Consider the following 13,487-nt stretch of genomic DNA (forward strand, 5'->3'; position numbering starts at 1 on the left):
ACCTCAGCGCCTTAGTCCCTCAGAACCTTAGCACCTTACAACATGAGAAAAAACATCCAACATATCACCTTAAAAAGCGACTCGGAAACGGTCAACCGACAACCGACAACCGACAACTTCCTCACCGCCGAAAACATCGAAGTCAAACCAACCTATACTAAAGAAGACATCGTCGATTTAGAGCACCTGGGTTTCGGAGCAGGCTTTGCGCCAAATCTTCGCGGACCATATGCTACCATGTACGTGCGTCGCCCATGGACGATTCGCCAATATGCCGGATTTTCTACTGCCGAAGAAAGTAATGCGTTCTATCGCAGAAACTTAGCGGCCGGACAAAAAGGACTATCCGTTGCTTTCGATTTGGCTACTCATCGAGGTTATGATTCCGACCACGAACGTGTGGTTGGTGATGTTGGAAAAGCCGGAGTGGCAATCGATTCTGTAGAAGATATGAAAGTGTTGTTTGACCAAATTCCTTTAGGTGAAATGTCGGTTTCGATGACCATGAACGGAGCGGTTTTGCCCATCATGGCGTTTTACATTGTCGCTGCCGAAGAACAAGGCGTGGCACCGGAACTGCTTTCAGGAACGATACAAAATGATATTCTGAAGGAGTTTATGGTGCGCAATACTTATATCTATCCGCCAACGCCTTCGATGAAAATTATTGCCGATATTTTCGAATATACGAGTAAAAAAATGCCAAAATTCAACTCGATTTCTATTTCGGGTTACCACATGCAGGAAGCCGGAGCTACTGCCGATATTGAGTTGGCGTACACTTTAGCCGATGGCCTAGAATACATCCGCACTGGTTTGGCTACCGGAATGAAAATCGATGAGTTCGCTCCACGCCTATCGTTCTTTTGGGCCATCGGTATGAATCACTTTATGGAAATTGCCAAAATGCGTGCGGGAAGAATGTTGTGGGCAAAACTCCTAAAACAATTCAATCCGCAAGACGAAAAATCATTGGCACTCAGAACGCATTGCCAAACCTCGGGTTGGAGTTTAACCGAACAAGATCCGTTTAACAATGTGGCGCGAACTGCTGTTGAAGCTGCTGCTGCTGCCTTTGGCGGAACACAATCTTTGCACACGAATGCCTTAGATGAAGCGATTGCGTTACCCACCGATTTCTCGGCCAGAATTGCCAGAAACACGCAGATATTTTTACAAGAAGAAACTAAAATTTGTAAAACGGTTGACCCTTGGGCAGGCAGTTATTACGTTGAAAGTTTAACCGCTGAAATCGCCTCTAACGCTTGGGCATTAATCGAAGAAGTGGAAGAACTAGGCGGCATGACCAAAGCCATCGAAGCCGGAATTCCGAAGTTGCGTATCGAAGAAGCTGCTGCGCGCAAGCAAGCCCGTATCGACAGTTCACAAGATATTATTGTGGGTGTCAACAAATACCGTTTGGACAAAGAAGATCCATTACACATTTTGGATGTCGATAACCAAATGGTGCGCAAACAACAAATCGAGCAATTACAACACATCAAAGCCACACGCGACAATGATAAAGTCAAAGTATGTTTGGCTAAATTAACCGACTGTGCTAAAACCTGGCAGAACAATTCAACAGGTTCCCATGTACATGGGAATGACAATAATTTGTTATCTTTAGCCGTAGAAGCAGCCCGAAACCGAGCCACACTAGGAGAAATCAGTGATGCCTTGGAAGCAATTTTCGGACGCTATAAAGCACAAATCAGAAGTTTTAGCGGCGTGTACAGTAAAGAAATTAAAAATGACGAGAGCTTTGAAAAAGCCAAACAATTAGCCGACGCTTTCGCGAAGAAAGAAGGTCGTCGTCCGCGTATTATGATTGCCAAAATGGGACAAGACGGTCACGACCGTGGAGCCAAAGTTGTAGCCACCGGTTATGCCGATGTAGGTTTTGACGTAGACATTGGTCCCTTATTCCAAACCCCGGAAGAGGCAGCGAAACAAGCGGTAGAAAACGACGTGCACATCTTAGGTGTTTCGTCTTTGGCAGCCGGACATAAAACCCTCGTTCCACAAGTAATCGAAGAACTCAAAAAATACGGTCGCGAAGACATTATGGTCATTGTTGGCGGTGTCATACCGGCGCAAGATTATCAATTCTTGTTTGATGCCGGAGCCGTGGCGGTTTTTGGACCGGGAACTAAGATTAGTGAGGCTGCGATAAATATTCTTGAGGTACTGTTAGAAGAGTAACAGTGAAAAAGGAAGAAAATCAAAAAACCAGCTGGACCATCTGCGAAGAATGTCAAGGACTTGGCAAAAAAAGTCGTAGGCTTCGAAAGAAAGTGCGGCTCGAATTTCAGGCAGCATTAGATCAGTTCGAAAAAACAGGCGAAGGAACAGCTCCTGCGCTCCCTAAACCCCATCTCGACACCTGCTCTAATTGTTCCGGCTCCGGACTGATAGCGACTGACTTCCCTCCTATTGCCGATACCGAAAACTACCCACACGTGGCCATTATTGGCGGTGGTATAGGTGGCGTTGCGCTGGCCGTGGCCTGTTTGCACCGCGGCATCCCTTTTACCCTTTATGAACGTGATAACAGCTTTGATGCCCGAGCCCAGGGCTATGGACTAACTTTACAACAAGCCAGTAAAGCCATTGCCGGATTGGGTATTTCTTCATTGGAAGAAGGCGTGGTTTCGACAAGACATTTGGTTCACACCACCGAAGGAAAAGTAATTGGGGAATGGGGCATGAGGAAATGGTTGGGCTCCGATTCCCAAAAACCCCTAAAACGCAGAAATATACATATCGCAAGGCAATCGTTGCGTGCTGCGCTGCTGAAACAACTCGACGGACATGAGATAATACAATGGGGCCATCAGCTAACCGGTTTTAAGGAAGTTGACGGCGAAGGTGTTCACCTGAGCTTTCAAGTGAACGGCCAAATAAAAACGACCAAGGCAGACCTCGTGGTGGGTGCCGATGGCATTCGCAGTACGGTGCGCAATCTGTTGATTGGTGAGGACGTTACCCCTTTGCGCTATCTTGGCTGTATTGTGATATTAGGGATTTGTCCTTTAGCGGCACTTGAAGGTCATGACACTTCTTTGCTCGATTCGGCTACAGTATTCCAAACGGCCAATGGCCATGAGCGTATATATATGATGCCTTATGCGTCAGATTCCGTAATGTGGCAGTTGAGCTACCCAATGCCTGAAAATGAAGCGAAAGCGCTTTGTGCTCAAGGCATTCCCGCACTCAAGCAGGAAGCCTGCCGTAGGACCCAATGGCACAATCCTATTCCTCAAATTATGGCTAGCACCCCGGAAACGCACCTATCCGCCTATCCGGTGTATGACCGGGAATTACTCGATTCCGCATTGTTGGATGAAAGTGGCGCCTTCACCCTGATTGGAGATGCCGCTCACCCTATGAGCCCGTTTAAAGGACAAGGGGCAAACCAGGCACTACTCGATGCACTTGCGCTGGCCCGGGCAATAGCAAAGGGATGCAGGCCTTCATCTCAATGGAAAAAAGCTGGTGTGCGAAAAAGTATCTTGACCGGATTTGAATCAGAAATGTTAGCGCGTAGTGCTATCAAAGTGGCTGCATCTGAAGCCGCTGCACAGTTCTTACATTCTGAAATGGTGCTCCATGAAGGTGATGAACCGAGAGGACGTTGTTTGCGTGATAGTATTTAATCCTATTGACATCTTTGCGAGCTGTTGCGTTTTTTGGCCTAGGAACGAAAATTAGTGAGGTTGCTATTAGTATTTTGGAAGTTTTGTTGGAAGACTAGACTAGACAGGTTTAAAAAAACCTGTCAAGCAATAATCCCGCTAGGGATTAAATATCGGTAGAAAAAAAATCAATCAGAGATAAAAATCCCGTTAGGGATTAAATAAATGATGAAAGGTATTTTTTTTAAAAAACCATGTAAAATATATCATCCCTAAAGGGATTTATTCTAAATATAAAATTCTTTTCTACCGCTATTTAATCCCTAGCGGGATTTTTTTCATACAAAACCCTTCCGCCCCAACTAAAAACAGCACAATCCTAAACAAAATCACCACAATCCTAACTAAAAACAGTACAATCCCAACCAAAAACAGTGCAATCCTAAACAAAAACACCACAATCCCAACCAAAAACACCACAATCCTTACTCAAAACACCACATTCCTAAACAAAAACAACACAATCCTTACCAAAAACAGTACAATCCTTACCAAAATCAGTGCAATCCTAAACAAAATCAGTGCAATCCTAAACAAAAACACCACAATCCTAAACAAAATCACCACAATCCCAACTAAAAACACAACATTCCCAACCAAAAACAGTACAATCCTTACCAAAATCAGTACAATCCTTACCAAAAACAGCACAATCCTAACTAAAAACAGTGCAATCCTGACTAAAAAAACCATTGCTCCGGAAAAAATCAGCACAAATTTTTCCACCGGAAGGCTTATTTTATAAGGAATGGCTTATTTTTTTAATAGGCACGCATACTATTTGTGCTTTTTTTGCGTTATCTGTATATCAAACAGTGCGTTATAAAAGTTTAACCCTAAAGGAATTACATGAAACACTAGTACTTGACACGCAATCTTGAGGACGAAAAAACCCTTACCTGTAAGAAGGAGTTGGTGTCAGTGAGTAATAAATGTAATTACTAATTAAACTTTTAAAAACATGAAAAATCCATTTTTCCCGAGATCCAAATCTGTATTAGCGATTTGGGCCACGAATTACCAAGAAAAAATTGCTATCCATGCAACTGCCTTAGGGCTTACCCCTGCTGAAGTAACTGCCGAGATTGCCCTTTGTCAATCTATTATTGATGCCATCAATGCGGCGAACACTCAGAAAAATTTGTACAAAGCTGCCTTGGAAACCCGAGACACGACCATCAACACTCAAGGAGGCGAACTGCGCTTTGAAATTGCCCGCCACAAAATGGCTTCCGGTTATAACACCACTATCGGACAAGATTTAGGAATCATAGGAGCCGATTCAGTATTTGACCCTACCACTTTTAAACCGGTAATTAGAGGCGAATTGTCGGGAGGTAAAGTACTCATCAGGTTTAAGAAAACCAATACTGACGGTATCAATATTTATAGGCGTCAAAAAGGCACCTCTACCTTCACCTTTTTGTCCCGAGCCACTAAAAGTCCTTTTGAATACCAACCGGTTTTAAGCGAACCCAATAAACCTGAGCATTGGGAATACCGAGCCTTCGGGGTTATTGATGATGTCGAAATCGGTTTGGCTAGTGATATCATTGAAATTGTTTACGGAGAATAAGCCATCAGTATTACATTGATGCATTTACCGAAAGGCTGTCGTTACTGACAGCTTTTCTTTTTTATTTTGTTCGACATTGTGCTATAAAATCTTAAATTGGCGGGAAATTAATGTTGCCCCAAATCAAATACCCTAAAAAGTGGTTTGACAAAATGGTTTTCCCTTCGATAAAAACACATGAAAAGAATACTACTAACAACAAGTTTATTATTCGCCTTTACCCTATCGGCGCAAAACACCAACAGATACTATCCATCCTTAAAAAATCTTTTTTCGGAACCTTTTGATAAGCAAATGCCGAGTCATTTTAATTACTATGACATTTGGATAAAAAGCCTAACCCAAGCCGTATTTTATAAAGATTTACAACATTCTGCCAATCCAAGAGGTGATGCTTCTTTTCAGAGCATGGGTTTAATTTTTAAAAGACAAAACAGCTTTAAGCTCGGCAATTCCGGTTTTGAACTTATGGTTAACAAAGACAAACCCGATTTTTCTGTGCCGGTCAATATTCAAATGGAACAGAAATTCAGAATATTGGCCTATTTCAGAAGCTTTGACCCCAATGCATATGACCCAAAGAACTTTAAACAAAAATATGAACTGGGCTTGATGATTTTTAATCTTTCGGAAGAACAGGTTTTGGCTGAATTTCTCAACCGATACATCTCAGATTGGAACGACAAGAAAAAAACCGCTATCCAAAGGTTGACCGATGATTTAAAAAAAGAGGCTAAAGTTAAAATAGTAGTCGATGAAAAAAACGATAAATCACTCCTGAAAAGTATCGTGACTCAGGTTTACCAACAAACCAACAAATACTGCTCGAGTGTTTTATATGACATTTATATCAAAACCAAAGACCAAAAAAAAGAAATGCAAAATTTCTTAGGCTTCTTCAGGAAATATGCCAGTGAAAATGCTTCAGATTATATAGACGAAGTAGTCAGTTATGAAACTACTATTGCCATCCCTAAAGGTGCACTCAGCGTGATGATTCCTAAGGAAATCTTGGAAGTATACAATGTTGATGAAAAAACCAAAGCCATGACACGAACCGATAGCCTCATTGAAGTAAATCCTACTCGAATAGAGATGAAAACCATCAATACTATCCGTAAAAAATGTGTGGAGTTTACCCTTACTTTAGCTAAAAACGATAATCCCAATGCGTTCAAAGCGTTGCAAGAAATAGAGCTCAACAAGCATCCGTTTCTCAATCAGAACCAAAGAAAACTGACAAATTACAAAGTAGCGAACATTCAGAAATTGATTTTTTCTGTTTATGAAAAAGAGATTCAGGTAGAAATGCTGATCAAAGAGGAAAATGGCGAGTGGAATGTTGTGATTATAAAGCAACAATGTAATTTAAACTAAATAACATACAACTTAGAAAACCATTCCATTCCAAAAAAAGCATGGAATTTTGTTCTTAAAAACCAAAACCCATGTCAATTAAGAGGTTAAAATACGTTTTAACTTTCTCATATTCATCTAAATTTCATACTTTTAAATCTTAATTTGTCAGGAAAAAAATATTATCCTAGATTAATTACGCTAACGATGCTATGAAAAAATGGTTTTACAGACTAACCCTTGTACTGCTTTTGCTTTGCCCCATAACCGGCTTTAGCTTTACCTTTTCTGTGGCCTCCACCAATGAAACTTGTGCCGGAAACGGAACCCTAACCTTTACTGTTTCCAATCCTGACCCAACCGGCTCCATCGTATATGTCGTTTATAAATTGCCCAATCTTACTACACCTTATGCCTCGGTAACCACTAATGTCGTTAGTGGTCTCACCGCCGGTACTTACCGCATCATTGCAAGAGAAACTGTAGGCGGCACGACCACCACTCAGGAAATCGATGTAACCATCAACAGTACGGTTACGCCTTTGAATTATTCGGTTCAGGTACTCAATCAGGCGTGTTCTAACAATAGTAATGTTACGGTTACTGTCAGTTCCGGTTCAGCGACCACCTATGAAATCTTTTTTGGTCCGGTTACTTTTCCGGTTCAAACATCCAATACATTTTCGGGAGTTCCGCCCGGCACTTACAGAATAAGAGTAATTGACAATTGTGGGAATGCCTTGGTTCAAACCTTTATTGTTACGGTCAGCCCCAATAATCTCAGCGTTGGTGGTCCGGTTTATTCTGATACTGTACCTCCTTCCTGTACTTCCGTCATTGTTTCCAATACCTTAACGCCGGCCGGAGGTAATGTTATTGCTTACCCACTTAATATAACGTATATAATCTACCTACCGGGAGGCACTACAACCCATACAGAGGTACTAAACTCCGGCAACCCAACATCCGCGGTGCTTTCGCATACCTTTCCCACCTTCATCAATGATGACTATACGTATGAAATGATTATTACCGATGCCTGCGGCATAACCTACAGTAACAATTTTGAGATAAGTAATATCATTACGATGGATGCAACCGTCGAGGATTTGGAATGCAAGTATTTCTTTGTATTGAATGTTGCCAATTTTAGTGGTTCCTATACGCTTAATTTTGATGCTTTCCCTCCGGGGTTTATTCCTACTGATTTCAACAGTGCTTATCCCGGACCCTATAACCTGCCGAGCGTCACCTTTGGGAGCGACACTCAATCGGTGCCGTTTGGCAATTATACTGTCACCGTTACCGATGCTTGCGGCAAAACTGAAACCATAGAATTTGAAGTTACCAACGACCCTCCGTTGGCTAATATAGTTGGGAACAACAATGGTTGTCAATCGACCAATGGACAAATCATAGCATTTGTTACGGGTCGGAAAATTGTCGACGCTGTCATTACGGTTGCGCCAACAACTTATTCTTCTCCGCTACCGCATAATGTAAGTGCTTTTATAAATGCCGGAGGTGTTTTAGTGGTTAGTCCGGTGCCGGTTGGAGATTATACTGTAGTAGTCACAGACGAATGCGGCTATGTTCATGATCCGCTTTTAGTCACGGTTCCGGTCTATATTAATCGGGGAATATCGACTAATATATTACATGGTTGTGGCCGTGGCAGTAGTTCTATTGAACTTAGTAGTGGAAACGGCAATTTGACTTCAGCAATAATTACCAATGCGCCTATTAACTTTCCGTTTCCTTTGCCTTATGATGTGACCAATAATATAGTAGCTTCAGGGAAACTTTATTTAAACAATCTGCCTGCCGGAAATTATACCTTCAGAACAGTAGACGATTGCGGTTTTACCAACAACACTCCTATATCCATTGATGGTTATACGGTAACCGTTAGCAACTTTTCGATAATTGTAGGTTGTGGAGCTTTTGACGTTCCTCTTGACTTTATGAGCAATTTAACTGTTGATGAAACCTTTTGGCTGCAAAAATTACTTGACCCCGTAACCGGAACCTGGGGACATCCCGAAACCGAAGTGCCCTATAGCCCTGGCGCTATCCCTGATTCCACTACAGGGATTGAGTTGGAAAACAATTCTACCAATCTAAACTTGGTTTTTAATGGTAGGTTCAGAATAGTTCACCATTTTACTTCCTTTAATAATGGTAGCGACATAAATAACAATTTGGTCCCTAATTCAATCAAAGATTGCGTAGAAATCTTATCTCCTGAATTGACTTTTGATAGGGTTCTGGCTATTAATGATGTGTATCGGGTACCCTGCTCTACCAATGGAAACCTTGATGTAATTCTTTTTACAAGCGGCGAACCTCCATTGCATTTCACTATTGTAGAAAAGGATGGTTTTCCATTTTTTCTTGATAATGGATCGTCAAACGTTTTTTTAAATTTAGACCCTGCCATTTATAAATTTCAAATCGAAGACAATTGTGGTAACACCATTATACGAACCTTTGATGTTTCAGATTTGGAATCCCTCGTTATTGTCTATCCCACTTGTAATTTGGTTAGCTGTTCTACTGTAATCACAGGCAATGAAACTTTTAATTTGTCATCGCAAGCCGCTACAATTTTGGGCATCCAATCTCCAGCCAATTACACAATTACGTATTTTACAAGCCAAACCAATGCCAATAACAATACCAGCCCTATCACCAATATCACTGCTTTCAACCCTACGACCAATCCTCAAACCATTTATGTGAGATTGATTTTTAATCAGTTTCCCAATTGTTACCAAACAGGCTCTTTTGACCTCATTAGTGGTCAAAACCCTGCTATTCCTTTAAGCTCAGTATATTCTCTCTGTGACGGCCAACCTGTTGTTCTGAATGCCGGTGTGGGCAATCTTCCCACCACCACCTATGCTTGGTCTAACGGGTTAAACACTGATTCTATTACCATCAGTGAGTTGGGCACTACCAATGTCACTGTTACAGCAACGAACACTTATGGTGCTTGTAACAATGTGCCGCAAACCTGTGTAGTTTCAAAGGACATTACGGTAACGATAGTGAACGTTCCTGAGATTGACCGCATTGAGTTGCATGACTGGACCGCTAATGAAAATAGTATTACTGTGATTACAACCCAATCGGGTAACTTTGAATATTCTATAGATGGTACTAACTACCAAATTGATAATAGTTTTACGCAATTGACACCCGGACTTTATACCGTATATGTTCGTGACACCAATGGTTGTAGGGTGGTAACTCAGGAAGTCTGGTTGCTTAATTATCCTCATTATTTCACGCCCAATGGCGATGGGATTCACGAAACATGGTACATCAAGCATTCGGAAAATGAACCCCATTTTCAGGTCTATATTTATGACCGCTACGGAAAACTTATCACCGGATTTCCTTCCGGAAGTGTCGGTTGGGACGGAACCCTCAATGGGAAACAATTATTTTCCGATGACTATTGGTTTGTGGTGCATCGGGAAGATGGACGAGTATTGAAAGGACATTTTACACTGCAACGATAAAATAATTTAAAGCACTTTGACTATCTTCAATAAAATTAAAAACATCAATTGTTTAAAAAACAAAAACAGCCCCGAAAAACCTCGAGACTGTTTCCATCAATTAACCACAATTACTTAACTATTATTGTATATTCAGCTCTGCTAAATTTTCATTTTGCTTTACTTTACCAAGCTGAATGGTTTGTAACGTTCTTTCGGTAGTACCATTCTTAGTTACATATATTTCCACCATTACTGTTGCCGGACCGTTTTCGGTTAAAGCGGTTTCACCAAAATAATTGGTCTTAATAGTGTATTTACCTTTAACGGTATTTCTCAATAAATATTGTTCCGGACCATAACCTTGTGTAAAATCTTTAGAAAATCTTGCTCCGGCTTGGGTATCGCGATGACCGTAAAAACATTCCTCACCGGTTGGTTCAATTACATGCAAATCGATGTCAGTGTCCATTTGGTTCCAATTCAAAATGATTCTGATGCCTACCGGCATTTTGGTCACATATTTTTTATCCAATTTACCAATATCAATTCCTTTGTGCTCCGAAACCATTCGGTTGATATCCATTAGAATTATATCTTCAACTCCTTCATATTGGCCACGCATTTCTCCGTAATAACTCACTTCCAACCCTTTGATTAATTCATCAAAAGCGGCTTGATACTGTTTGTTATCTTCTAAAGTCAACGCCAAATCACGATGGGCTTGTGGTTCATGTGTTCTCCATTTGACTACTTGATTGGCTGTATATAAGGCATCTTCATAAGCTTCCCATTGTCGCAAAATATAGGTTAACGATTTATACAACTGGTGGTTTTCCAAACCCAAATCAGCAATATTACTCAATACTAATAAGGCCATCGGTTTGTTTCCGTTGTCATAAAAATAATTGGCCACATCAAAATAAAAACTCGGATTGGTTTCCTGACCTTCGCGCAAATCCAGATACAAACCATACTTCTTGTCAGCCGGTGCGACAGCTAGAGCTTTCAAATAGATTCTGTCCGGACTCCATTGCGTCACTTTGATCTTTTTATCATTTAAAAAACCTTGGTTATTAGTATCCGGAGAATGGTTACCGGTGGTAATATTCAAACCAGGAACTTGGCCTTGTAAGGATTGAATAACATTAGCATTAGGTCTGTTCTCAATAGATTTAGAGGTAACTACTGTAGTTGAAGCTACAACAACACTTCGCTTTTCCTTAACCATGTCTTCTGCTTCTTCGTCTTTATCTGCTCTACTCTCTGAATTGCGATAACCTTCCACAACTACTTCTTCTAATCTTACATTATCTCTCATCCTTACATTATAAGTTGCACTATTACCAATTCTAACTTCTGAATTTTCATAGCCAACAAACGAAACCACCAGAGTTTCACCTCGATTGGCATTGATACTGAACTTTCCGTCAAAGTCGGTTTGGGCATTTCTATTGGTACCTTTTACGATAATACTCGCACCCGGCAATGGACCACTCGAATCTGATATGACACCGCTGATATTTCCGTTTTGTGTCGCCGTGTTTTTGGTTGTTGAAATGGGCTTTGGCGGACTGAATTTTATATCCTTATTCCACCAAGCTAAAAGCATTTCATAATAGTTAGCCACATTTTCCCAATTGCTGTATTTTTTGGCCTGAGCATTGGCAATTTGTTGTTTTAACAGTCGGTCAAACTCGGGACGCAACTCTGCCGGTGGCACGATATCATACTGAATATAATCGTGTAAATTTTCCAAAACTATCAGTGAAGTGTTCTCGGTTATAATGCCGTATTTTTTACCTAAAATTTCTATCTCTTCTGCATTTTGTTTGTATTGCAAACCCAAATTGGCTATCTTTTTTTGTGCCCAAAGCTTTTCAATACTTACCTCATTTGGAGCTTGCTTTTCGGAATCAGTTAGTATTGTTTTTTCTAAAGTCGGTGTATCACCATAGCCAAAAAGTAAGGTCACTTCCTGCTTGTCTTTTAAAGATATTCCGGCCACACTAAAACTTCCCGAGACCGGAGTTCCTATCATCGGATACATTTCAATCACCATATAATTGTCTTTTACCCCTAAGAATTTCATATTTTGAAAAACCAATTTATTCAATGCCTCTTCTACTTTTAATTCGTTTAAATTGACAAAAGCACCACCGGTTTTTACAGCATTATAATTTAAAAAAGCATAATCTGAAGAAGCCAAAGAGGTTATGGTGTAGATTGGTTTTTGAGTCACAGCCAAAGTATTGGCACTCAAAGAAGACAGGCCATCTGTGAAAAACAAATACTCATCATGTGTCGGTAGTTTGATTTTAGAATAACGGGTACCTCCATCGTATTTGGTGGCTTTCAAAACCGTTTTCAAGGTTTCCCATTCTCCGTTTTTTATATCAAAAACTGCTTTCTTTTCAAAATTATAACCCGAAAAGTAAAGGGTAATCTCCACATTGTTCAATCCTCTGATGTAGGCATCTAACAAGTCTAATTCTTTGTTTAAATCTCGTTTGCGACAACTTAACGAATTGTCCCAAACCAGACCGATATTGCTTGGATTCTTCTTATGTCTTTTAGCCCCATCAATAATAGTATTGGCGAAGAAATAATGCTGATTATTGTCCGATTGCACTACCACGCCCGGAATGTCGGAACGAACCGGAATAGAGATTAAAAGTTTGTCTTTGGGTATGTATTGGTTTCTTTTAATCGATGCTTGATAGTTCTGATTCAGCTGTTCCAAAGCTATTACACCTTCCTGAATGGAAACCTCAGGTGCAGCAGTAGCACCAAGAATAGCAATATTGAGTTCAAAAGTATCCAATGCACGAGGATAACTGCTGACCATCTGGTAACCCAAATGTGTAGCATCCAAACTACTTAACTCTTGTTCGTAACCAATAATTACAATCCTAGATTTTCCGGGCATTAAAGGATAAATCCGTGTTCTAAAATTATTGCCTTCTACTTTTTCCAACAATCCGGGATCTACTCTTCTATGCTCAATGGCTTCAAAAACCTGTTTGCCTTTGTTTTTATTTACCGGAACTGCCTCGCGCATTTTTCCGTTGATATCAATAGCATAGCGAGAAACCGAAACGCCTTCCGGCAACGGAAATAGTAACTCGGCTTCCATCTGACGATTGGTTCCGTTGAAAAAATGCATTTCAGAAGTAGTATAGGCAATATTACCCACCACTTTTACGGAGACTTTCATCTGACTCATTCTTACTAAAGAAGAGTCTTTGCCTTTTATAGTTAACTGCGGATTTTGAGCTTGCATTAAAGAGGTAATACAAACCAACAGAATTAGGATTAGGTTTTTCATAAGATTTCAATTTAGTTTCCTTG

At 40.6% G+C, this 13,487-nt stretch carries 6 protein-coding genes; 5 read left to right on the forward strand and 1 reads right to left on the reverse strand.

Translation table 11 applies throughout. The features are described from left to right. The first annotated feature begins 42 nt into the window (after positions 1-42). The 5 genes from scpA to B3C16_RS10205 all read left to right on the forward strand — a co-directional run bounded on the left by scpA (position 43) and on the right by B3C16_RS10205 (position 10,157). A complete protein-coding gene (gene scpA / locus B3C16_RS10185; protein WP_291131366.1) occupies positions 43-2,205 on the forward strand; it encodes a methylmalonyl-CoA mutase in 2,163 nt (720 codons plus the stop codon). A 2-nt stretch (positions 2,206-2,207) separates the two neighbouring features. Continuing rightward, positions 2,208-3,659, forward strand: a complete 1,452-nt coding sequence (locus B3C16_RS10190) for an FAD-dependent oxidoreductase (RefSeq protein WP_291131368.1) — start codon at positions 2,208-2,210, stop codon at positions 3,657-3,659. A 1,000-nt stretch (positions 3,660-4,659) separates the two neighbouring features. Further along, the gene (locus B3C16_RS10195; RefSeq protein WP_291131370.1) at positions 4,660-5,274 is read left to right on the forward strand and encodes a hypothetical protein; all 615 of its coding nucleotides are present in this window, start codon (positions 4,660-4,662) and stop codon (positions 5,272-5,274) included. Between the two features lie 177 nt (positions 5,275-5,451). Beyond that, positions 5,452-6,651, forward strand: a complete 1,200-nt coding sequence (locus B3C16_RS10200; RefSeq protein ID WP_291131372.1) for a hypothetical protein — start codon at positions 5,452-5,454, stop codon at positions 6,649-6,651. A 191-nt stretch (positions 6,652-6,842) separates the two neighbouring features. After that, on the forward strand, positions 6,843-10,157 hold the full coding sequence (locus B3C16_RS10205; protein WP_291131374.1) for a T9SS type B sorting domain-containing protein: 3,315 nt from the start codon (positions 6,843-6,845) through the stop codon (positions 10,155-10,157). 121 nt (positions 10,158-10,278) lie between these two features. On the opposite strand, the gene B3C16_RS10210 is transcribed toward B3C16_RS10205, so the two are convergent. Further along, on the reverse strand, positions 10,279-13,464 hold the full coding sequence (locus B3C16_RS10210; RefSeq protein ID WP_291131376.1) for a VIT domain-containing protein: 3,186 nt from the start codon (positions 13,462-13,464) through the stop codon (positions 10,279-10,281). Positions 13,465-13,487 lie beyond the last annotated feature (23 nt).

Origin of the sequence: Flavobacterium sp. UBA7682, assembly GCF_002482945.1 — a bacterium.
In the GTDB taxonomy this organism is placed as follows: Bacteria; Bacteroidota; Bacteroidia; order Flavobacteriales; family Flavobacteriaceae; genus Flavobacterium.

Bases quoted from the DNA above. Each gene is read 5' to 3' on its own strand.
- scpA (WP_291131366.1), top strand. From the start codon at position 43: ATGAGAAAAAACATCCAACATATCACCTTAAAAAGCGACTCGGAAACG.
- B3C16_RS10200 (WP_291131372.1), top strand. From the start codon at position 5,452: ATGAAAAGAATACTACTAACAACAAGTTTATTATTCGCCTTTACCCTA.
- B3C16_RS10205 (WP_291131374.1), top strand. From the start codon at position 6,843: ATGAAAAAATGGTTTTACAGACTAACCCTTGTACTGCTTTTGCTTTGC.
- B3C16_RS10210 (WP_291131376.1), bottom strand. From the start codon at position 13,464: ATGAAAAACCTAATCCTAATTCTGTTGGTTTGTATTACCTCTTTAATG.
- B3C16_RS10195 (WP_291131370.1), top strand. From the start codon at position 4,660: ATGAAAAATCCATTTTTCCCGAGATCCAAATCTGTATTAGCGATTTGG.